We start from the raw sequence: 24,373 nt of genomic DNA, 5'->3' as shown, positions 1-24,373 counted from the left end.
GGTATTCACTAATGACCAATGACCAATGACAAATGACCAATGACAAAAATTATCCTTCTCGTCTTGCGGGTAAAGCAGCAGGTTGAACTGCTATTTGGACAATTTGCCCATTGCGTTCCACCTGTATTGGTAACTTAGTACCGATTTTGCTATTTTCTACCAGCTTTTGTACTTCTTCAATTTTAGTAACAGGCTGGCTGTTAATGCTTTTAATCACATCACCGACTCGTAGTCCAGCCACAGCTGCTGGCGATCGCGGCACAATCTCAACCAGCAAAACGCCCTCATCTGCTGTAAGATTTAAGCGATCGCCTGCTTTATCTCTTATTTTTTCTTTAATTTCTGGTGTCAGTGTCACCATCTGAACACCCAAATAAGGATGATCGACTTTGCCTGTAGCAATTAATTCCTGGGCAATTTTTTGTGCAGTGTTAATGGGGATAGCAAATCCCAAGCCTTGAGCGCCTCGGATAATAGCTGTGTTCATCCCTATTACCTGCCCACGAGCATTAAGCAATGGCCCACCAGAATTACCAGGGTTAATCGCAGCATCTGTTTGGATGTAATCAACCCGCTTGTCACTAGCACCGATATCTCTACCAGAACGACCTGTAGCACTAATAATCCCAGAAGTGACGGTATTATTCAAGCCTAAAGGGTTGCCAATAGCTATTACTGCTTCTCCTGGTTGTAAAGCATCAGAGTTACCTACAGATAAGGTTGGCAGATTATTAGCATCAATTTTGATCACAGCAACATCCGTTACTGGATCTTCACCTAGTACTTTACCGTCAAAAGTCCGGCCATCTTTGAGTATGACAGTCACTCTATCAGCACCATCTACCACATGGGAATTGGTCAAAATTTGACCTGAAGAATTAATGATAAATCCAGAGCCACTACCGCGCTCTACCCGTTGTCTAGGCTGTGGTGTTGCGTCTCCAAAAAACCGCCGGAAAAATGGATCGTTAAATTCGTCTGGTACGCGAGAAGTGATTGTTCGAGAAGAATCAATGCGAACTACCGCAGGCCCCACATTTTGTACTACTTTTACCACAAAATTAGGATCTCCAGACGACGAGAAAATCGGCGGGGGGACAATTCCCTGATTGGGTTCTATTGTTTCTTGGGGTTGAGTGTCACTTTGTCGAGTTTCAAAGGTCTTAGCTGGTACAAGAGAGCAGCTTCCCAAGAACACCATCGCTACCCCATATAAGAGCATCCACCACCTCTGGGGCAAACCCCTGGTATCAGTTTTTTTGGGTGCTAAGTCATGGTTTGTTGTTTTCATGTATCGTTGCTTCTCCGTGTCAGTCGGTGAGTGTTAGGATCTTGCCTACTGGGTATGTCCCAAAATGATTACAACTTAAAAGCTTATTCTAGGTCTAGCGTGTCTGGATGCTAAATTGATGCTTTATCTTCTATTGTGACGATTAGCAGCAAAGGTGGTGGATAATGGAAATTCCCATAGAAAGTCTGTGGAGTCAGGTACTAGAGCGCCTACAGGTTGAACTATCCCGACCGACCTTTGAAACTTGGATAAAAACTGCTAGTGCGGAGCGATTAGAAAATAATTGCTTAGTAATCCGCACCCCTAACCCATTTGCTCGTAATTGGTTACAGAAGTATTACATCAATACCATTGCTCATGCAGTACAAGATATTCTTGGTCATCCCGTAGGAATTTACATTACTGTTGCTCAAGGTGATGAAGTTTCTCATTTTAGTGAACGCGAGGTTTCTTGGGAATCAACAAATCCTAGCAGTATTCCTGAAGCTGTTTCTCATCACAATCATAAAACTACTGAATTAAATTCTAAATATGTCTTTTCACGATTTGTAGTTGGTGCCAACAATCGGATGGCTCACGCTGCTTCTTTGGCAGTTGCAGAATCTCCCGGTAAAGAATTTAATCCTTTATTTTTATGTGGTGGCGTAGGTTTAGGTAAAACTCATCTGATGCAAGCTATTGGTCATTATCGCTGGAAAATTTGTCCTGATTGTAAAATATTTTATGTTTCTACTGAACAGTTTACTAATGATTTAATTACAGCAATTCGTAAAGATAGTATGCAAAGCTTTCGAGAACATTATCGAGCTGCTGATGTTTTATTAGTTGATGATATTCAGTTTCTTGAAGGCAAAGAATACACTCAAGAAGAATTTTTTTATACTTTTAATACTTTACATGAAGCTGGCAAACAAGTTGTGATTGCTTCCGATCGCCCTCCTAACCAGATTCCTAGCTTACAAGAACGTCTTTGTTCTCGGTTTTCTATGGGGTTAATCGCAGATATCCAAAAGCCAGATTTAGAAACTAGGATGGCAATTTTGCAAAAAAAAGCCGAGGATGAAAATATTTGTCTTCCCCGCGATGTGATTGAGTATATTGCTTCTAATTATACTTCTAATATTCGAGAATTAGAAGGAGCTTTAATTCGGGCGGTGGCTTATATTTCTATTTGGGGCTTACCGATGACGGTAGAAAATATCACACCTGTTTTAGAACCGCCTAACGAAAAAATGGCAGCTACCCCAGAAGCAATTTTAAAGGTTGTAGCGGATAATTTTGATGTTTCAATAGACGATCTCAAAGGTAACTCACGACGAAGAGAGATTAGCTGGGCGCGTCAAATAGGAATGTATCTCATGCGTCAACACACATCTCTGAGTTTGCCGAGAATTGGCGAGGAGTTTGGTGGTAAAGACCATACAACGGTAATCTATAGCTGCGATAAAATTACCCAACTCCACCAGAGCGATCGCACTTTAGCACAAACAATCCGCCAACTGAGCGATCGCATCAACATGACTAGTACCGCAAGGCGTAATTCGTAAAGACTGATTATTGTAGAGACGGCGATTTATCGCGTCTCTTGCCTTAACCGAACAGTATTGCGTTGTAGGGGAAATTCATGAATTGCCCCTACAACGGATGTGGTTCAAATACATGAAAAGTGCTGTAAAAGAGTGAGAAACCAAACTCAACTCAAAATAATTCAAAATATTCTTTTTGTTCCCAGTTAGTCACCTGCTTTAAATACTCTTCTGGTGGCTGATCGGCGACGGACTGCAAAAAGCGATTAATTTCACTCTCTTTCATCTTAATGATGAAGTTTATGAACTGCTGCCCCATTTTTTGAGCAAAAAGTTCGCTTTGGCTCAAATATGCGATCGCCTCTGACAAACTTTTGGGTAAGATCGGATTTTCTGTAGTATAAGGTGACTCTGTTGGGGAGCCAGGGTCAAGTTTACAATCTACACCATCTAAACCAGAAATCAATTGCGATGCCATATAGAGATAGGGATTAGCTGCTGGTTCTCCAACTCGGTTTTCAATGTGGGTACTGGGGTCATCAAAACCGCCTTGTAATCTAATCATTGCCCCTCGGTTTTCCAATCCCCACCCCGCACGGTCAGGGGCTAGAGAATAAGGTCTAAATCTTTTGTAGCCGTTAATTGTTGGGGTTGTGAACACAGAAGCAGCATTGGCGTGTTTGAGAAGACCACCAACGAAGTGTTTAGCTAAATCTGACGTGAGGGTTTGGGAGTTTGCAGACATGAAAGCGTTCTCGCCTGTAGTTCGGTCTACAAGAGATTGGTGCAAATGCCAGCCATTGGAAGAAGAACCTTGCAGCCCTGGACGACACATAAATGATGCGATGTAACCTTGTTGACGGCAGATTTGCTTGGTTGCCATTCGGAATATCATCATTGTATCGGCAGCTTGCAATGCAGGAATCGGTTCAAAAGTAAATTCAAATTGACCAACACCCCCTTCGTTTTCTACACTCCTTAAAGGCAATTTCATTTCAACTAAGTTTTCTGCCAGAAGGAACAGCAAATCTTGAATCTCTGGATTATGAGATTCTAAAAGGTATTGGAAGCTATGGTCTACGGCGCTAACTTTAGCAGGTTCACCGGGTTTTCCAGAACTACCAACATTAGCGGTCGCTAACATCGGATCTTCCAACTTTGCCAAATACCACTCAACTTCTAAGCCGACAATATGCTCCAACCCTCTTTGATGTAACTCTACCAATGATTGGCGCAAAATACCGCGACTAGAAAAGGGCATTGGCTGACCATTTTGAAAGTACTCATCACAGAGAATAAAGCCAGTACGTTTTGCCCAAGGCACAATTTTGAAGGTATCAGGATCAGGAACAGCCACAAGATTTGGCGCACCTGTCATCAAAGGCATATCTAAACTACCGCCAGAGACAAACGGGTTAAATACTATTGCACCACCACTATCAAACAGGAATGTCCCTGTGCTGATTTGCATACCGTTTTCCAGGGCGCTGAAAAAGGCTTGGGGTAAGAGCGACTTACTGCGAACAATGCCATGCTGGTCTGACCAAGCGGTACGAATCAACAATAAATCCTGTTCTTTAACAATAGCCTTAATCTTTTCAGATGCTTCTTTTTGGATTTCTGTCCACAGGTGATGACGCTCAATAAATCCAGGTCTTTTCATTGGGATTGTCTAATCATGTTCAACTGCTTGTGTGGTTAGTTTGACACTTCTTTCGCCAGTTCCGTGAATAATATGGAACTAGTAGTCTGTCTCATTAATTCTGAAGGGTTATAAAAGTTCGTAGTAAGGACTTTAATCCTTGATTTGAGCGATAAATCGCTCACTACAAACCTAGTAAAATTAATGCGATAGACCACTAGTCTTCAAGTTTTGTAGGTTGGGTGCAGCGATAGTGTAACCCAACATAAATAAGGTGGTAATGTTGGGTTGCGTTTCACTCCATCCAACCTACATAAATATATCTTTTAAAAAACTCTTAGTTTCAACATAGATGAGGTTTATTTCATATTTCCTATTGCCTATTGCCTATTTTTTATTGCCTTATCCCAACGACAATTATTTATGCCTACTTACTTAGTTTGAGTAAGCGCTCGCTCGCTGCTTGTAATGTCTCAGGTGTTTTGCTAAAGCAGAATCTGATCAATGCATGGCCTTTTTCTGGTTGGCTGAAAAAGCTGGAACCAGGAACTACGGCAACACCAATATTTTTAATTAGATGGTAAGTGAATTCAATATCTGTTTTGTAGCCAAATTTAGAAATATCTGCAAGAACATAATAGGCTCCTTGGGGAAGGAAGTAAGGAATGCCAACTCCATCGAGTATCTGTAAGATGGAGTCTCGCTTCTGGTGATAAAGTTTGCCTAATTCTTCATAATAGGATGGTGGTAGTTGCATCGCGGTAACTCCGGCTCTTTGCAATGGTGCGGGAGCGCCAACGGTAAGAAAATCATGGACTTTGCGAATGGCTCCCGTTAATACGGGGTTTGCCAAAATGTAACCAACTCGCCATCCGGTGACACTATAAGTTTTGGATAGACCGTTAATGGTAATGGTGCGTTCTTCCATACCGGGAAGGGTCGCTAGGGCAATATGTTGAGTGCCATCATAGAGAATATGTTCGTAGATTTCATCTGTGAAGGCTAACACATCCCATTTTTGACAAAGTTCAGCAATTAGGGTGAGTTCTTCACGAGTGAAGACTTTGCCGGTGGGGTTATGGGGTGTGTTGATAATAATAGCTTTGGTATTGGCATTGAAAGCTTGACGCAACTGTGCTTCATCAAATGTCCAATGGGGAGGATGCAGTGTTACGTACCGTGGTGTGGCACCAGCTAAAATCGCATCGGGGCCGTAGTTTTCGTAATAAGGCTCAAATACAATTACTTCGTCACCAGGATCAACTGTCGCCAGCATTACAGATGCCATTGCTTCTGTGGAACCACAGGTGACGGTGATTTGGGTTTCAGGGTCGATATCTAAGCCGAGATACCAACGAACTTTGCTAGCGATCGCATGACGAAATGCGCGATCGCCCCAAGTAATGGCATACTGGTTGACATCTGCCTTTATTGCTTCATAAGCTGCCTGTTTCAACTCCAGGGGACATGGAAAATCAGGGAACCCCTGAGCCAGATTCACTGCACTATATTGCAGTGCCACCCGTGTCATTTCCCGAATTACCGACTCTCTAAACTGGTCTACCTTCGCTGATATTTTTTTACGCCCAATCTCACTCACTCCCATACCTCCGTTAATCTCGATTGCGGTTATACAGGAATTTTTATAAAACCCATAATACCGATAGCTTTATCGTAGTATACTCAAATTCGAGATTCAGAGGGAATGCAACCTTATAATCTATATACTTAATTATTGATATTAATAGTCAATTACTGAAGTACTGATCCAGAATCATCATGAAATCTTTGCACCGTCCCGATCTCTATAGCTGGTCTAATTTCAATCCGGCAAGAAATATTGATTTCAATGGGATTGCCTGGATTCGCCCAGATGGAAACATCTTGATTGACCCAGTAGCCCTATCAAACCATGATTGGAATCATTTGAAATCCCTCGGTGGTGTAGTCTGGATTGTGCTGACGAATTCTGAGCATGTCAGGGCAAGTAAAGATATTGCCGATCAAACTTATGCTAAGATCGCTGGCCCTGTGGCAGAAAAAGACACTTTTCCCATACCTTGCGATCGCTGGCTGTCTGATGGTGAAGAATTTGTCCCAGGACTGGAGGTAATTGAACTCCACGGCTCGAAAACTCCCGGTGAATTGGCTCTGTTACTGGAAGAGACAACTTTGATTACAGGGGATTTAGTCAGGGCACGTAAAGCAGGTAGCTTAACTATATTGCCAGATGACAAGCTACTGAATCGAGAGGAAGCTATTGCTTCGGTTCGCAGGTTGGCTCAACTGAGTCGAGTTGAAGCAGTGCTGGTGGGGGATGGTTGGCCCGTCTTCCGCGATGGACGCGATCGCTTACAGGAACTTGTAGCCACGCTGTAAATGTGTGGGGCGATGCCTATGTTCAGGGCTAGCCCTACGCTCAATTTTTACTGAGTGTTGATATCGTCGCAGAGGTGGCGATCGTCTTTCATCTTAGGGTTATTTTTTAGATAATCAGATGCCCAGCTACAGGCACGCGCGAGTAAGTCATCTAAGTCGGAATTTAGATATATTCTTCCCTCATTGCTATCAAGAGCAATTGCCTTACTGGCATTGAAATTAAATCGCTCACCTGAGAACGAACTAATGGAAGAGAGAAATGTCTCTTTGTGCCAAATACCATCAAGAAGATGCAACTTTGCACCTGAAGCAAGTATTTTACTGTCTTCGCTGAAACTTAAGCTGCCAGAATCGCCAGAATCATCTTTTAGAGATTTGATCAATTTACCATCCAGGTTCCAGAGATTAATACTGCTGCCACTAACAGTAGCAATAGCTTTACCATCAGGTCTAAAATGCACATTACTAACCTTATCGGTGCTTTCATTAATGTTCTGAATTAGGCTACCATCAAGGTTCCAAAGTTTTATAGTTTTGTCATCACTAGCAGAAGCTATAGTTTTTCCATTGGGGCTGAAACTTATGCTATTAACTTTATCCTTGTGTTCCGAAATTGTTTTGAGCAATTTCCCATTTCTATTCCAAAGTTTTATAGTTTTGTCATCACTAGCAGAGGCTATAATATTATCAACAGGGCTGAATGTAACACTGTTAATCTGGTCGCTATGACCTTGCAGGGTTGCTATCAGTTTACCATCAAGACTCCAGAGTTTTAGAGTATTCTCTTTACTCACGAGTACAACTGTTTTCCAATTTTGGCTAAAGCCAATGTTAGTGTGACTTTGAATAGTTTTTATAACCTTGCCATCAAGACTCCAAAGCGTCACCAGATTTTTTCCATTAGCAAGTCTGCTAAAACCACTAATAATTTGACCATTAGAACTAAAGCTGATGTTATAAATGCCAATATCTTCATCAACCCCATTACTAAATCCGGGAATGATTCTGATGGGTTGACCGTCGCTAGTTCTCCAGATGATGACACTATTATCAGAACTCGCAGAAGCAATAAACTTGCCATTAGGGCTAAAACTTACATCGTTTACTCCTTTACTATGTCCCCGCAAAGTTCGCAGTTTTTTCCCCTTTCTATTCCAAAGGTTTATAATATTGTCAGCCCTGCTAGTAGCAATCATGGCTCCATCAGGGCTAAAACTTACATCTGTGATTTCATCATTATCTCCTTTGAAGGTTGCGAGTGAGTCTCCCTCCAGGCTCCACAATTTTACTGTATTGCCTATATTAATAGAGGTAATAAAACTACCATCAGGACTGAAACTGGCACTCTTCGTGCCAAGGTTATCAATAGATTTCAGTAACTGACTATCGCTGGTACGCCAAAGTTTTATTTCGCCACTTTCAAGGCTAACAGAGAGAAGTTTACTGCTATCTTGACTAAATTCGATACTTGTTACCTGGCTAAGATGCCCAGTCAAGGTGTCAATTGGAGTACCATCATATTTGTAGAGTTTTATTAAATTGTCATCACCGATAGTGGCAAGTATTTGGCTATTGGGGCTGAAAAGAACACTTGTGATGCTCTCAGTGTGACCTAGTAAGGTTTTAATTAAGCTGCCATCACGGCTATTCCACAGTTGTACCTCATTTTCATCGCTGATAGAGGCAATTATTTGGCTATTTGGGCTGAAACTAATACTAGTAATTCTCTGATTTTTTCCTGGCAAAGTTCTAATAAAATCTCCGTTACTGCGCCAGAGTCTAACTGAGTTATCCGTGCTAGCAGAAGCAATCAACTGATTATTGGGACTGATATCGATGCTTGTAGTACTATTGCTGTGACCTTTTAAAATAATTTCTTGTTTACTGTCAAGTTTCCAAATCTTTAAAATATCGTCAGAGCTTCCAGTGGCAAGGGTTTGATTATCTGGACTAAAACTGAGAACTGAGCTATCTCCTTGGATAGTGTTGATGGTTTTGCCTTCACGATTTTGGAGGCTTATTGTATTATTATTTCTTCCAATAGCAGCAACTTTACCGTCAAAACTAAACCTGATATTAGTGATTTGCTCTCTGCTATTTTCAGCAAAACTGGAAATCTTATAGTTAATATTCCAAAGTTTCACTACTTTGTTTTGACTGACTGAGGCTAGTAGTCTTTTGTCAGGACTTAAGCTTGCATAAGTAACGATGTCATTATGTTCAAGTCCTTCGCTTACCCTGGTACAATCATTTTGATCTCGTAGAAGTAGATATAAAGACCTTCCGCTATCTGATATCATAAATGACTTAGCATCATCGCTAATACCTAAAACTTTACCACCATAGTCTCTACAACCTTGGTTACTTTTGATTAAGAGTTGAGTATTTAGAGTAGACCATAGACTCAGCTTTTTATTTTTATTAAGTAAATTAATAGTTTGACCATTCTCACTAAACTTAATGTTAATAACACCATATTCACCAATATTACGATTCTGTTTTCCTTCAATATCCAAAAGTTTAACAGTATCGTAAAGACCCCCAATGGCAACCACTTTGTTGTTGGGACTGAACCTGATGACTACTCCTTTATCACTCAGCCCTGATAAATTTCTAATTGCTTTACCATCCAAACTCCAGATTTTGACTGTTTTATCCTCACTGGCGGTAGCCAATAACTTACTGTTAGGACTAAAGCTTACGAAGCTTACACTGCCTTTGTGCCCTTTCAAAGTGTTAATTTCTCTACCATCAGGGAAACTCCAAATTTTGACAGTTTTATCTTTGCTAGCTGTAGCAAGCATTTTTCCATCAGGGCTGAAACTGAAAGATGTCACACTGCCATTATGTGCTTTTATAGTTTTAATTTCTTTACCTTCAGGAATACTCCAGACTTTCACCATACCGTCTTCAGTTCCCGTAACTAACATTTTGCTGTCGCTGCTAAAGCTCAGGGCTGTAATAGTCTTATCATGACCTTCTATACGATTAATTTCTGTGATACCCTGAATTGCTTTACTCAGTTCTGAAATAACTTTTAGCCGAGTTCCAGGTATTGTTCCTATTGATAGTTTTTTCAGTTCTTTGCCTGCTTTGAGAGCTGAAACTAACCGATCAAGTTCTGTGTTATTTTCAGAAGAACCACTTAAAGCGGTCAAGGAAGTATTGATAACAAATACTATGGCGGCTGCAATTCCACTGATTGCTGCTAGGAGTCCTGCTAAGATAAAAGTTTGTCTCCGTGCTGTTTTTAGTTGTTGTGTTAAGACTTGATTGAGTCTAGCTTCAGTGAGTTTTCGTTGTTCTTTTTCTTTCTCCAATTCAGCAATTAATCGGGCTGATTGTTGTTCACGAACAAATGGTACTAGATAGTCATGAACCAATTGATAACGATCAGCCGGAAATCCTGGCACCTGAAATACTAAGCCTGATTTCACCAAGATTTTTAAAATTAAATCTAATCTTGTAGGCTCTAATGCCAAATCTGCTTCTAATTCAGCACGAGTTTTTAAAGGGCGAGTATTATTTTCATCAGTTAACAAATATAAGACTAACTTGGCAAATTGTTCATTATTGTTACCACAGTCATTAACTACCTCTTCTAAAAATCGCCCTACCAATCTTTCTTTAGGGCCTTGTTCTTGATACTGAGCTAGTGTTGTAATTTTCTCTGTTTGCAGTTGCGCTCCGACAACTTGTAATTCAATGGGGCGAATTTCGTTTAAATCTCTAGCTAAATCTTGCACTAGCTCATCAATCAGCGGTGGTTCTAGGTAAAATTGAGAACTTTCTGTTAAACTTTGAATTACAGAACGAGCATCTTCTGGCGAAAAATTTCCTAAATAATAAAGAATCTTTTTATCTAATATGTTGTTCTCAATGGCTTCCAAATGTGTTAAACGATTACACTCAAGTAAATAATGCAGATAGTCTTCTCGTAAGGACAAGATAACTTTTACATAAGGAATATTCAGACAATCTCGAATAAATTCAAAAAAAGGTCTTCTTTTATCTTGGTCTTTATAGGCAAAGAAAAACTCTTCAAACTGGTCAAAAATCAGAACAGTTAACAAACCTTTCTCTATATTTTTATTCAACTCTTCGACAAAACCTGCCATCGAGTCTAAGAATAGAGGAAAGCTTAAGCCTCTCACTTCTTCTAGTGATTCTACTAAGCGACTTCCTAAAACTTTTGTCCAATCTGTATAAACTTGCAACAGAACAGGTACAACATCACGAGCATCTATAGCTCTTTGTTTTAAAGCTGGTAATAATCCTGCTTGAACCAGGGAACTTTTACCTACTCCTGATTGCCCATAAATGACTGTCAATTTGTGGTCATTGCGACTAATTCTTTCAATCAATCGATTTACATCTTGCATTCTTCCAGAAGCAGCAATTTCTTGAGTTACTGATGCCAAAGCAGCAGTAACTGCTAGTGCAGGATTAATAACTTGTAGCTTAGATTGTAAGCGTCCTGCACCGACAAAAGCTCGTAATCCATATTGCTGTTCAATTGAGCGTTGCTCTAGCTTGACTTGGAAAGCTTCTAAATAGTTACCTTGCTCATAGGAGAGCGATCGCAGCCGAGCTAAAATACGAATATAAAGCAGGGGATCGTGTTGAGGATTACTCTCAGAGCGAGCAGTTTCTAAGTTAGCGATCGCTTCTCTAACTTGATTAAGATTTTGTTGAGCTTCTGCCAACAATAGTAAGTATAAATTTTTATAAAGTTTTCTTTCCCATTCCCAGTTAATTGTTTCGCTTGATGAAACATTTGCATTTGTTTGTAATGCTAATTCTGCATATTCTTGAGCCTTTACCCACTGAGATTTTTTCAGCAATACCTCAGCTATGAATCCATAACTGTAGCCAAGTCTGATTGGTTCAGGGTAAGTTTTGTGTAAGTCAATAGCTACTAGGGCAACCTTTTCTAGCTCATCCCACGCCTCTAACCTGGTTAGAACTTCACCCCAACCGTTAATAAATTTTGCTGCTAAATCTGGATAATTATGCTGCCTAAACTCCTCAACAGATTTTTGAAAGTAATCTTTGGCTTTTAGGCAAGCTTCGTAATATTCAGAACGATGCAAAGTCGCATACTGTCGCCACCACAAACCAAGATGCCAAAGTAAACATCCGTAACGTTTCAAATCATCAGATGAGACATTTGTTTGATTTTTGACCTTCTTTTCCCAAATAGCTAGACTTTGCTCATAATAATCTTTAGCTTCCGATTTATGTCCACTAGCATCTGCTTCTCTACCGAGCATAAATTGCAAGCTTGCATTTAACTCAGGGTCTAATTGTTCTGTAGATATCTGCAAAGTTCTAACAGCAGATTTAATTTCCGATAAATGGAGAATACCAAGATCAAGATTTAGGGAAGCATTATCTATAAACTTTCCAGCACCAACGTTGATAATTGCCGCAAACAGGGAATTGACAATTTGATGCAAATTGTTGATTAACTGATTCGGAGCAATTTTAAACTTAATCGAGTTACCTGTCCAACTCTTAAAATCGGGCATTAATTGAATCAGTTTTTGGAAAATTTCATCATTTACCCAAATTACTATGGGAAACTGGAAATTCTTCCGAAATTCTTCTCTTACTTGATTCGTAGAAATTAAAACTTGGTCAATTGCATCTACTAATTCCAAATCAAATATCATCAAAGCTTGAGGTAGTTGATTTCCCAGGTTAGCTTCAATTGTCGTGTAAAGTGTTTTGATAGATTTTGACAAATGTAGCTCTCGAATCTCAACTTGACATTCTTCCTTGATCTGTTGCACCATCTGGTCTCGCAAACTGCAATAGTTACAACGTGCCAAAATTAACGCAAAGTGCCCCTGAGAATTCGTAATTGAGCGGATTAGTTTTTTCAGGGAGCGTTGATTGTAGACAACTACATCTTCAGGTTGATAAGAGTCACTCATAGCTTAAATTTCTTCGATTCTGCGATCGCAGGGTTAATATCAAACCAGCGTCCATCAATATCCCGGTATTCAAATAAAAACATACTTCGCAAAAGAGTTTGGTATTCGTCCTCTCCTTTAACATTGTCTTGCTGTTTCAGAACTTGCAGCAGCAGCGTCCATTCACTATCACTAATTGCTGAAACTAAGTCATCCCGATACTCACGAATAACCATTTCCAAACAGTCGCGCCCAATAGGGGGGTCATCTTCTTGCAAACAACTGTAAAGCAAAACTAACAGATTTCGCACATGTCCACCGCTAACCCGACAAAGACGGTCTAAGGTTTCATCTGAATCAAAAACTTCATTAATACGACTCAACCGTTCTATTTCACCTAGCCAAGGAAACGCCCGTGCTAAAACCATTTGTCGCAGGAGCTTCATCCCTTCTAAGTTATAGGTTTTTTCACGGTTCTTAACTGTCACCATTGGTAAGAGTACAGGCTTCACCCCGAAACGATTTGTCAGAGTGCTTAATTCATTGGAGAAAATTAATACTAGGGGAATAGTATAAACCAAATGGCAATTAAGTTTCTTTAACTGCTCACCCCGGTCAATAAATAGATATTCTGGCTGAGAACGACCAGAGGCTTTGGGAGAGATATCGACGCGATCTAGATTGTCGATAATTACCACCAATCCCTGATAACCTTGTAGCTTTAGCTGCTCTTTGGCACGCTCTAATACTTGTTGATTAATAGCTTCTAATATGCCGCTAGTCCGAGGTTCTAGGTATTGTCGCAACTGGCTGCGGAGTCTGGGACTATCTTTAGTCTTGGCAGTGACTTTACCAATTCCCAAAGGTAATGAAAATTCAAATTCTGGAACTACTGGTGTTTGTAAAAAATCCGCAATTTCATTAAATAAATCGATAAAATAGCTTGGTCTGAGTTTGATTTTAACCTTTTCTAAACTGGCGCTAACTTGACGAGTTATTGCTAATAAAATATCGCTGACATCCACATCTGCCATATCTAAATCTGCACTGGACTCAAAGTAGACTACATGAAAGCCTTGCTTTTCTAATTCATCTTTGAGTCGAAATAGTTCTGTAGATTTACCACAGCCAATATGTCCAGTGAATAATTGGCAGGTTGACTCATCTGGTTGATTAGCGATCGTGCGTCGTAAACGTTGAATTACATTGCCTCCACGCACTGGCGAGAAGTCAATATAGTACTGTTGGTCTTCTTTATTCTCAATTTTTAGAGTCTTACTGGGATTACAGGCATTAAAAAACTTAATAGGGTCTAAAGCCATTACGGTTTCCTCTTATTACTTAATAAATAACAGTATAAAATACTACTTATTGTCATTAATTATAGTTTCAGTATATACTAGTAGATGCAGATAAAAAATCTTCGTAAACTAGAATCTCACTTACTTAAGCAAAAGTTGCTACCAAAAAGATAGTTGTCCCATCTTTCGCAATCCAAGCGATCGCTTAAAGGAACTTGTAGCGACGCTTTAAATGGTTGGGTAGTACAGCTAGCTGTGCTACCCAACACCAGATTGTGGTTCAGATAGATGAAAAAGGCTGTAATAAAAATTGTAATATGAATATTACAGATTGATGCAATTTAAGACAGCTAATAACAGCACCTGAATTTGACTCTGTTTAATTAATTATTTAGGAGCAAAGCGCGAGTCTCCTGTGGAAAGGCTGCGCGATCGCGTGCAAAATATTTACAGTGTTGCCGCCTAAAATTATGGATAATTCCCCAGTGGTCGCTCAAGCAGATGCATCCTTACCAAATTACACTCAGGAAAATATACATCTAGTGGAGTCAGCAGTTATAAAAGAAAAGATCGGAACTGATTTTGACTCTCGCATGATGCTGCGGTGTTTGGAACTTGCTCGCCGCGCTTTAGGACGGACTTCCCCAAATCCTTTGGTGGGAGCGGTGATTGTCAAGGATGGCGAGATTGTCGGCGAAGGGTTTCATCCTCGTGCAGGTGAGCCTCATGCAGAAGTGTTTGCTTTGCAAGCAGCAGGCGATCGCGCTCGTGGTGCAACAATCTATGTGTCACTTGAACCTTGCAATCATTACGGACGGACTCCCCCTTGTTCGGAAGGATTAATCCAAGCTGGAGTAGCAAAAGTGGTAGTGGGTATGGTTGATCCCAATCCACTGGTAGCTGGAGGTGGTATTGCCCGTTTACGTGCGGCGGGGATCGAAGTGTTAGTAGGAGTAGAAGAATCAGCTTGTCATCAGCTAAATGAAGCTTTTGTGCATCGCATTCTCTACAAACGACCTTTGGGAATTTTAAAATATGCCATGACTTTAGATGGCAAAATTGCTACCACCTCTGGTCATAGCGCCTGGGTGACAAGCCAAGAGGCCCGCAATGAAGTACATCAACTACGGGCGGCTTGCGATGCAATAATTGTCGGCGGCAATACAGTCCGACAAGATAATCCTTATTTAACTAGCCATCATGCTGAGGCACATAATCCCCTGCGGGTGGTGATGAGTCGTCATCTCAACTTACCGGAAAGTGCCCACCTGTGGCAAACTGCGGATGCTCCAACTTTGGTGTTGACTCAAAAGGGTGCTAACCCCGATTTCCAAGAACTGTTGCTCAAACAGGGAGTGGAAATCGTGGAATTAACATCACTTACACCAGATAACGCAATGGCGTACTTATATGAACGGGGTTTTTGTAGCGTCTTGTGGGAATGTGGCGGTACTTTAGCTGCTAGTGCGATCGCTCAAGGAGCAGTGCAAAAAGTTTTGGCATTTATTGCCCCAAAAATCATTGGTGGTAGCATTGCTCCCACACCAGTGGGCGATTTAGGTTTTACTACCATGACTGAGGCATTGTCTCTAGAACGTGTTCGTTGGCGTGTAGTCGGCTCTGACTGCTTAGTGGAAGGTTATTTTCCCCAAAAAGCCAGTAGTCAATAGTAATAACACTTGACTATCAATCAATTCATCGTGATTTTGCTATCATGAACACTGGCGTTCATGGGCAATATCACGTATAAGGGCTAGCCGAGATTGAATGTAGTGGCAGAGATAATCAGTTTCGTTAGGATCTAACAAAACTTGTGTTTCGGTTTGTTTCACTAACCACTGCACCAAGCTAGCATCATCCAGTTGTAAGAGGAGCTTGGCTTGCGCGGTTTCAACCACTGACCAAAGCTGACGCATGATTGTAGGAGTCATCAGACCTCGATTGAATAATGAGCTATTAGCTGTCTTAAGATTACACAATTCCGATCGCAATTTACGACATGAATGTAGAAGCTGAGACAAGTATTATTAAAAACTTAATAATGGTATTTATAACTTTATGAAGATTAAGAATTTGAAACTCAGGTTGAAAATGGGAATTGGCAATTGGCAATTGGGAAAACAGATTTTTATGGGTTTAGTTGCAAAAACTAGAAGACAAATACATTAATTCTAAAAACTGGGTTTTTGTGTTTGCGAAGACCGAAATTATGTAGATTTTAGTCCAGTAAAGACAGTTTTTCAAATACTATATTGAATCTTGAATCTGTCTTCTAAGATACAAAAATTAAATTTTTGAGAGCAACGTTTTCTAGAAAGTTAACATCTTTTGGCTGTCGATGGACTCACAAAATCATGTAAATTTTCATCCCAAATGCTAATGTAAATAAAATTACATTCTTGGCGGATAATCTGGCCCTTGACTGAGCCATTCTGAAAACGGAAATTATCAGACTGACCCTGTTGTACCTGTTTAAGTCCCTGCTTAATTTCTTCAGTTGCTTGCCCATCTAACAATCCATTCAAGGTAGCTTGCATCACCTGCGGGTCTACCGATTGGGCAAAAGATACCTCTGTTTGACGCAGCACTTGAGAATTACGATCGAATAAGTAGCCAAGATCAATTTTGTTTGGTACTAGTTTGTAAACAACAGCACGCGTCTTACCCCATGCACCTCTTAAATCTTGATTTGGTTTGCCGAGGGTAGCTTCTACGGCGCTTCTGGATGTACCTGTAGGAAATGCGGGAACGCTTTGACTGCTGCTAGTCACAGCTACTTTACTAGGCGGCCGTTCGTTTTTCTGTGGTGTAGAAGGTGCTTCTGGTGTGGGAACTGCAATATTCTCTGGTTCTAGCTGTGGTGTAGAAGACACTTCTGGCGCTGGAGTATCTGAAATTACAGGCTCTTTTTCTGGCTGTGGTATGGATACAACTGGGGGATTAACGGTTGGTAAAGGATTGAGAATTACTCGCTTTCGTGGTGGTGAGGCCGGTACAACTGGGGCTGGAGAAGTTTGGGAAGAAAGGGGCGATTCGGTAGATGCGGGAGTAGGCAAAGATTCTAGCGATGGAGTGCTACTTGTGACAATGGTTGTTTCTGGTTGTTGCTGACGAATGATGTTAGGAATCACTACTGCACCAATCAAGCCGCCTACCAGCAAACTACCAATAATTACGGCAGGTTTTTGCCAGTTTCCAGGAGTGGAATTCCCTATCACAGTTGGTTTTTGTGGGGAATATAATGGCTGGGTTTGTCGAGTCGATGTCGCAGGGGGATAAAAATTAACTGTAGGAGTATTTGCAGCTAACTCAGGAGGGATATTACTAGCAGACTGCAAAGCGTGTAACATTTTACTAGCAGTGCTGTAGCGATCGCCAGCATGAGGCTTAATTGCCTGATTGAGTACCGCCGCCAATTGAGAAGAGACGTTAGGGGCGTGTTCCTGCCAAAGTATTTCCCCAGTTTTAAGATCAGTTTGCAATTCTTGCGGGTGTTTGCCAGTCAGCAGATAAATCGCCGTTAAACCTAAGCTGTAGATATCAGTGGCGTAAACTGGGCGGCCAACGGCTTGTTCGCTGGGCATATATCCAGGCGTACCAATAACGAGCGATCGCGTGGGGTATCCTGAAGAGTTGACCACAGAACGGATTGTTTCTTTGACTGCACCAAAATCAATCAAAACTGGCTTGTTATCAACAGAACGGAGAATAATGTTTTCAGGTTTAATATCCCGGTGAATAATGCCTTTACTGTGGACATAATTTAACACCGAAAGCAGACTCAAAAGAATTTGCCGAACAGCAACTTCACTCTCAAATCCTTTGGCTTCGACAATTTTCGTCAGAGTTTGACCGTGAATCCATTCTTGGACAAGGTAAAATTGCCCGTTCTCAGAAAAGTAGGCGTAGAGTTTAGGAATTTGGTTACTACTTTCACCCAAATATTCCAAGGTTGCGGCTTCCCGTTCAAACCGTTGTTGGATTAGTTGGTAATTTTGCGGATCATTATTAGTTATCGGTTTGAGTTGCTTAATCACACAACGACGGCGAGAAGGCATGTGAACATCTTCTGCCAGAAAGGTTTCGCCAAAACCCCCAGCACCGATTACCTGGATAACTTGATAGCGATTGTTTAGCAGGGTTATTGTCATGAAAAATTATAAGCGTAGACACCCAGCGCGGAGCCGGAGACTTCCTATCTTCTCCAGGCTTGTCTCAGACATCGCCCTTTCCAAATGTACATCAGATAAGTAAAGCGAGGGCGAAAGATATCTGGTCAAAAGAGGCAGGGGAGCAGGAGGCAGGGGGAAAGACTGAGACGGGGCTTGTACTTTGCCCCAGTTCAAGCGTCCTGGAAGAACAGGGCTTCTCTTCTCTACGAGAGGCTGCGCGAACGTACCCATGTTTCGCTTTGCTCCATGCAGAGGAGAAGGGCTTTCTCCCCACGCTCCCTGCTCCCTTCCCCTCTACCTCTTCGGTGAAATTGAATATGCGTTATTCAGAACCCATGTAGAGAGATAGCAGTGGCAATACTTCTCTACATTCTTTTTTACCAGATATCTAATGTAAGCCGACGCATTACCAATGTAGGTATTGCCAAATTTAATTTGCGATGAATGAATCGGTGTTGCTGATTAAATATATGAATTTTGGTATAAAGACGTTGCATTGCAACTTCTTTACAAGGGTTTTGAAATTACGTAAAATCATTTTCATACCTGAATTCAGCAACGCCAATCAATCAAATGCTGCATTAGTTAAACTCTATAGTCTCAACAAACTCTAAAATACTCTCCTTAATGTCTTCAGCTTCTTCTTCAAGGGAATCGGGAGTTTCGCCGTCAAGAAAGCTGTGCTGACTACTAACTATATACAAAAATTCACCACTGATAAAGGTGAGCAGACCCCGGTACGCATCTAATCTGATCGCAGTTCCATTATTTTCTTGCTTAGAAATTGTCGAACCTTTGGGCATATCAATTAACACATAGTAAGCGCCTCGCAAAGTATCTTCCAGATATTCCGTGTACTCCACAGAAGCATCTGGTACATTGGCAAAAATCGCTTGGGGTACATACTTATCTACTAAAATTGTTTGTAAATATTCTTCTTGTCCAACAGACTCCAGTTCCTCTAACTGTTCTAGAGGGAAAGGATAATAATCGATTCTCAATAAAGTACCGATGTCATCAGAAAAGCCAACTACTCCTTCCTGGCTTTGAATTCTACCGCCCTGCTGGGGATCAACCGGAATTGGCACGGTAAAATTACCTAAAGGGGATTGATATGTCTGTTCGCTGAAATCTTCTATGACTACTGTCTCATCATCGTCGTCATCTGCATATTCTTCCTCTTCTGCTTCTTTAAAGGCTGCAATTACCTCCTTAATAATTTCCTCTGCTTCTTCATCTTCCAGGTCTAAGGCTGCTTGTAGCTTTTTGAGGTAGGCTTGTTTTGGTTTGGCGATCGCAAGTTCATCATCTAAAAGTACTATTACCCCAGCTGCAAAACCATCCAGCACTAATTCTTCTGAGAGAGATACTTTGGCGGCATTAAACAGGGGCCCAATTCCCTCCTCTTCTGCAATAGCTAGGAGTCTATCAACTATTTCGGCGATTTCATCTTCTGAGTACTCCTCGAAAACCTCGAATTCCCAGAGGATACCCGCTAAACTTTCTGCATCTACATCTTCAATCATGGAATCAGCGATCGCAGTGACAGTTGCGATCGCCGCTACCGCTTCCTCTGGACTTAGTGATTCCTCTGATGTCTTTGGTGAGTTAAAAACCTTGTCATATTTGGTCATAATTGCTACCTAAATTAATTCCTCAACAGTAAAAACAGATTGAAAGTGACAATGGTCAGTTTACCAATGGAGCGAATCTTCTAGAGAAAAAGTTGGCTAATGCTTTGTCTACTCAATATTGCTCAGGTGTAACAAAATCTTGTTGACAGCTAATCTCCAAAAAATTGAGATGTTCTCAAATCTGTTGTCGAATATACACTTAAACACGAGTTAGGCTCAATTTTTACCACAGGTCAACTTAATTAAATATTGTAAATTTTTGTTATTAAGCAATTATCGTTAATAAATGCTATATTTCTTTATTTTTATCCTCTAGCAGATGAATTATATCTATCGATAGAATTATAAACTAGCTAGCGATAGATACCTATACCGTGGGCAGGATGTCACAATACCGATGTCTGTAGCGACACACAATAGCCAAAGCGTTTGTACTGTTAGTTCTACAAATGTAAATTACATAAAATTTTGAGTTTTTTATGGTAAAAACCCCTCCATCTCAGTTTTCCCCAGATCAATACAAAGTTGATTCTGCACAAGAAAAAGTAGACGCTATTATAGAAACGCCACCATCAGAAACCGAGATTGACCTAGAGTTTCTTTACACCAGAGATATTGAATTTCGCCAAGAAACCATTTACTTTCTGGTGGTAGATCGCTTTTATGATGGCGATCCAGATAACAGCGAAGGTGAAAATTCAGAACTCTACGATCCCAATAGACAAGAATGGGGTAAGTACTGGGGTGGTGACTTGCAAGGTGTCATCGATAAGTTAGATTATCTCAAAAATATGGGAGTTACCGCCCTTTGGCTAACTCCACTATTCGAGCAAGTAGAAGAGTTATTTATTAGCAATGCGGCGATGCATGGCTATTGGACAAAAGACTTTAAGCGGATTAATCCTCGCTATATTGCTGATGGAGAAAACCCTTCTTTAAATGCTACCCAAGAAGAAAAAAATACGACCTTTGATCGATTAATTACAGAACTGCACAAGCGGAATATGAAGCTGGTGCTGGATATTGTCTGCAACCACAGCAGCCCTGATACCAGTGGTAGCAAAGGTGAATTGTATGATGATGGCGTTAAAATTGCTGACTTCAATGATGATGTCAATCATTGGTATCACCATTACGGTGAAGTGCAAAACTGGGAAGACGATTGGCAAGTACAGAATTGTGAACTAGCGGGTCTTGCAACCTTTAATGAAAATAATACAGAATATCGACAGTATATTAAGTCAGCAATTAAACAATGGCTAGACCGGGGTGTGGATGCACTGCGGGTTGATACTGTCAAGCACATGCCGATTTGGTTTTGGCAAGAATTCACTGGCGAGATGACCAATCACAAACCAGATGTATTTATTTTTGGTGAATGGATTTATAGTAATCCGAGTGACGATCGCTCGGTGGAATTTGTTAACCACTCAGGCATGACACTTCTAGACTTTGGGCTATGTGTGGCAATTCGAGCCGCACTGGGTCAAGGTTCAGAACTGGGATTCCAAACAATTCAATACATTTTTGACCAGGATTATCGCTATAACGGGGCAACAGAGTTAGTTACCTTCATCGATAACCATGATATGTGCCGCTTCCAATCGCTGAATCCCGATCCAGCGATGTTGAAGGTTGCGATCGCCTTAATTATGACATCTCGCGGTATTCCCTGTATATATTACGGCACAGAACAGTATTTACATAACGATACTGATGGCGGTAATGACCCATATAACCGCCCGATGATGGAAAATTGGGATACCGATAGTGAGGTTTATCGTTGTATTAGATTGCTGTCTGGTTTACGGCGGCTAAATCCTGCTATATCAATGGGTAGCCATTGGCAGAAATACTTGACCGCCGATGTTTACTGTTATGTCCGCCGCTATCGTGATTCTCTGTGTTTTGTAGCTTTAAACCGGGGAGGGGAAGTTACTCTCCCTGAAGTAGAAACAGAATTACCCGATGGTGAGCATACTTGCGTAGTGACTCGCAATAAGTATGAAGTAAAAGACGGTAAGATTTATGACCTAGTACTAGAAGAACGGGGAGTGCTTGTTTTCAGCCACGTTGGGGAACGAATCAAAGCACAAACAATTGTGCGCGTCCAACTCAATGGTGTGGATACCCAACCCGGTGAAATCATTGTGGTGACAGGAGATTGTCCAGAGTTGGGTAACTGGGATATCAGCAAAGCATATCCTTTGGAGTACATCAACTCAAATACTTGGTCTGCTGAGATTCCCTTTGATGAAAGTGCTGGTAAGCTGATTGCTTATAAATATGCCATGTGGCGGGAAGGGCGATCGCCTCTGCGGGAAAATTTGGTCAATCGTCGCTGGGTGATTGCCAAAGAAGGCACCGTTAAATGGCGTGATACCTGGGCATCGGGAAGAGAATCGTAGAAATATCGAATCAAGAGTGAAGTGTGAAGGAGCAAAATTTTCATCCTTTACACTTCATTGTTTGTGAATTAATTTTATGGTTTCGTCTTTGACGTTCTCAGAGAGTCGCCGCTATAAATTTATGTATGCAATGCTCTGATTTCTAAATGCTTTTTCAATATATTTTAGTTTGCAGTGATCTAGATCACACCATTTTGTGAGTAAGAATAGATAGTATCAAGCACATAAACACCTTAGAACTGTCAAAGGCAGGAGCTAAAAAGCTCTACCTCTTACAGGGTAAAAGAATAGATGATACCTGTATAAGTACTAAAATCACCAGTTTTTAATTCTTACCAAGTCATCTAAAAAAATGAGAACAAGGTAAATGGTGATGTTTGAACTCTTGCTAAAAAATCAATTAAGCGCTCCCAAAAAAGTAAAATTTAAAAATGAGATTTTGGCACGAGTTCAAGGACAAAAATCAGGAACTTCAAATGACGAAATTAAATTTTATAAAACTGAATTACTTCCCTATTTTATAAAATTGAGCCAACACAATCCTGTTTTCAGCGTTACGGAACAATTACGCCTTTTAGTGGGTGTTTGGACACCAATATGGTCTACTATTTCATTTCATGAAAGTTTACCGAAAAGAATACAAGAACAGTCTTTTCAAATTTTTCAGCATGATGGTTACTGTGCGAGTGTCGCTCGCTATATAATGGGGAAAGACCCGTATTTATCCCAGAGTTTTAACTCAATATTACCAGCTTATGATTTCATGGTAATCCAAAAATATGGAGTTCAAAATGGTAAATGGTATCTTCAAAATATTGATAGATTTCAGGCTTTTAAAAATAGAGAAATTCCTCTAAATTTAGAATCAGTCTACACCTGGTTTACTGATGTGCTTAACACTAAAGTCAAACTAAATGCGTCAAAATTAGCTTTACCGAAAGCTCTCGAATTAGAAAATATAGAGATAAATCATACAAATTATTTAAAAAAAACATCTTTAGCACCTTCTCAAGTGTTTCAGCATTTATATATAGATAATGACTGGCGACTTGTCAAAACTCAAACAGATGCCTCACATCTACCTAGTTACACAATTTCTGTGAAGAGGTAATTGATAAAGTAAAAATAAAATTACCATAGTGGGATCGTAAAATCTCTTATTTTTTCTCAGCGCTCTCTGTGCCTCTGCGGTTTAAAAGTATTTTTTCTAACTACAGAGGCGCAGAGGACACAGAGTATAGAGCTTAAAGAGAAATCTATTTACCAAAATTTTTACGCACCTTGAAAGGGCTAGTCTTAGGCTCGTAATATGAATTTAGCCCCAAAAAATTTATAACATAGCCTCTAAGCAATATGAATGAATGGTACAAAGAAGACCTTGCATTTATTCATGATGACGGTTTCCGTGACTTCGCTCTCAAATCCGCTCCCGGCATCTTAGAAATCCTCGCTCAAAACAAAATACATGATGGACTAGTGGTTGACTTGGGTTGTGGTAGCGGATTATGGGCAAAAGAACTTACTAAGGCTCATTATCGTGTTCTCGGAATTGATATTTCTGAGTCGATGATTAATATTGCACGAACAAGAGTCCCAGATGCCGAATTCCGGATCGATTCACTATTCAAAACAGAGATTCCGCCATGCAATGCTGTCACCTCCATTAGTGAATGTATCAGCTACCTATTTGATCGAGACAACGATCGCCAAATTCTTGTTCAGCTTTTCCAGCGCATATATAATGCCTTAACTCCTGGGGGTGTATTCATCTTCGACATTGCCGAAAAAGGACAAGTTGCACAAGGTACTACAACTAAGGGTTTCACTGAAGGAGAAAGCTGGGTAGTATTAGTTGAAAAATCGGAAGATCGAGAGCAAATAATTTTGACACGTCGAATTATCAGCTTCCGTAAGATAGGGGAACACTACAGACGATCTGACGAAGTACACCACGTGCGATTATACGAAGCAACAGCTATTGCAAGTGAACTCTCTGGCGTTGGCTTCCAAGTTGAAACAACTTGTAGTTATGGGCAATACCTTCTGCCGGAGGGTCATGTAGCATTTATTGCACGCAAACCAAGATCGTAAATACCTAAATC

14 protein-coding genes are annotated in these 24,373 nt (G+C 40.6%); 6 read left to right on the top strand and 8 right to left on the bottom strand.

Translation table 11 applies throughout. The annotated features are described in order from the left end of the window. Window positions 1–49 precede the first annotated feature (49 nt). Window positions 50–1,291, bottom strand: coding sequence for an HhoA/HhoB/HtrA family serine endopeptidase (locus ACFFRD_RS21505; RefSeq protein WP_392477291.1), 1,242 nt, complete (start codon window positions 1,289–1,291; stop codon window positions 50–52). Between the two features lie 164 nt (window positions 1,292–1,455). On the opposite strand from ACFFRD_RS21505, the gene dnaA reads away from it, so the two are divergent. After that, window positions 1,456–2,838, top strand: coding sequence for a chromosomal replication initiator protein DnaA (dnaA, locus tag ACFFRD_RS21500; protein ID WP_392477289.1), 1,383 nt, complete (start codon window positions 1,456–1,458; stop codon window positions 2,836–2,838). A gap of 151 nt (window positions 2,839–2,989) precedes the next feature. Here the strand turns inward: dnaA and ACFFRD_RS21495 are convergent, their stop codons facing one another. Beyond that, window positions 2,990–4,480: a glutamine synthetase family protein gene (locus ACFFRD_RS21495; protein WP_392477287.1), complete on the bottom strand. Its 1,491-nt coding sequence runs from the start codon at window positions 4,478–4,480 to the stop codon at window positions 2,990–2,992. A 406-nt stretch (window positions 4,481–4,886) separates the two neighbouring features. Continuing rightward, on the bottom strand, window positions 4,887–6,065 hold the full coding sequence (locus ACFFRD_RS21490) for a pyridoxal phosphate-dependent aminotransferase (RefSeq protein ID WP_392477285.1): 1,179 nt from the start codon (window positions 6,063–6,065) through the stop codon (window positions 4,887–4,889). Between the two features lie 173 nt (window positions 6,066–6,238). Here ACFFRD_RS21490 and ACFFRD_RS21485 point away from each other — a divergent pair, with 173 nt between their 5' ends. After that, window positions 6,239–6,838, top strand: coding sequence for an MBL fold metallo-hydrolase (locus tag ACFFRD_RS21485; protein ID WP_392477284.1), 600 nt, complete (start codon window positions 6,239–6,241; stop codon window positions 6,836–6,838). A gap of 47 nt (window positions 6,839–6,885) precedes the next feature. On the opposite strand, the gene ACFFRD_RS21480 is transcribed toward ACFFRD_RS21485, so the two are convergent. Together ACFFRD_RS21480 and ACFFRD_RS21475 are read right to left on the bottom strand one after the other, a co-directional pair. Then, window positions 6,886–12,777 carry a hypothetical protein gene (locus ACFFRD_RS21480; protein WP_392477282.1) on the bottom strand — a complete coding sequence of 1,964 codons (5,892 nt, stop codon included), beginning with the start codon at window positions 12,775–12,777 and terminating at the stop codon, window positions 6,886–6,888. Continuing rightward, window positions 12,774–14,078 carry a P-loop NTPase fold protein gene (locus ACFFRD_RS21475; protein ID WP_185581419.1) on the bottom strand — a complete coding sequence of 435 codons (1,305 nt, stop codon included), beginning with the start codon at window positions 14,076–14,078 and terminating at the stop codon, window positions 12,774–12,776. The genes ACFFRD_RS21480 and ACFFRD_RS21475 overlap by 4 nt, the downstream gene beginning before the upstream one ends. Before the next feature lie 449 nt (window positions 14,079–14,527). Between ACFFRD_RS21475 and ribD the strand changes: the two genes are divergently transcribed. Beyond that, complete coding sequence (gene ribD / locus ACFFRD_RS21470) at window positions 14,528–15,727, top strand: bifunctional diaminohydroxyphosphoribosylaminopyrimidine deaminase/5-amino-6-(5-phosphoribosylamino)uracil reductase RibD (RefSeq protein WP_392483133.1); 1,200 nt, start codon at window positions 14,528–14,530, stop codon at window positions 15,725–15,727. Between the two features lie 42 nt (window positions 15,728–15,769). Here the strand turns inward: ribD and ACFFRD_RS21465 are convergent, their stop codons facing one another. From ACFFRD_RS21465 to ACFFRD_RS21455, 3 genes are all read right to left on the bottom strand, one after another. Further along, window positions 15,770–15,988 (bottom strand): hypothetical protein, encoded by a 219-nt coding sequence (locus ACFFRD_RS21465; protein ID WP_114080301.1) that lies wholly within the window; start codon window positions 15,986–15,988, stop codon window positions 15,770–15,772. A 387-nt stretch (window positions 15,989–16,375) separates the two neighbouring features. After that, entirely contained in the window at window positions 16,376–18,208 is a 1,833-nt protein-coding gene (locus ACFFRD_RS21460) for a protein kinase (RefSeq protein ID WP_392477280.1), read from the bottom strand. Between the two features lie 602 nt (window positions 18,209–18,810). Next, entirely contained in the window at window positions 18,811–19,863 is a 1,053-nt protein-coding gene (locus ACFFRD_RS21455) for a hypothetical protein (RefSeq protein WP_179071166.1), read from the bottom strand. A gap of 479 nt (window positions 19,864–20,342) precedes the next feature. Between ACFFRD_RS21455 and ACFFRD_RS21450 the strand changes: the two genes are divergently transcribed. The 3 genes from ACFFRD_RS21450 to ACFFRD_RS21440 all read left to right on the top strand — a co-directional run bounded on the left by ACFFRD_RS21450 (window position 20,343) and on the right by ACFFRD_RS21440 (window position 24,362). Then, window positions 20,343–22,271, top strand: a complete 1,929-nt coding sequence (locus tag ACFFRD_RS21450; protein WP_392477278.1) for an alpha-amylase family glycosyl hydrolase — start codon at window positions 20,343–20,345, stop codon at window positions 22,269–22,271. A gap of 373 nt (window positions 22,272–22,644) precedes the next feature. Next, window positions 22,645–23,382, top strand: a complete 738-nt coding sequence (locus ACFFRD_RS21445) for a hypothetical protein (RefSeq protein ID WP_392477276.1) — start codon at window positions 22,645–22,647, stop codon at window positions 23,380–23,382. A 242-nt stretch (window positions 23,383–23,624) separates the two neighbouring features. After that, window positions 23,625–24,362: a class I SAM-dependent DNA methyltransferase gene (locus ACFFRD_RS21440; protein WP_392477274.1), complete on the top strand. Its 738-nt coding sequence runs from the start codon at window positions 23,625–23,627 to the stop codon at window positions 24,360–24,362. Window positions 24,363–24,373 lie beyond the last annotated feature (11 nt).

Source organism: Nostoc sp. C110 (assembly GCF_043099725.1).
Taxonomy (GTDB): Bacteria; Cyanobacteriota; Cyanobacteriia; order Cyanobacteriales; family Nostocaceae; genus Nostoc; species Nostoc muscorum_A.
The sequence above is the reverse complement of the archived record's forward strand: the minus strand, read 5'-3'. Positions and strand labels throughout refer to the sequence as shown.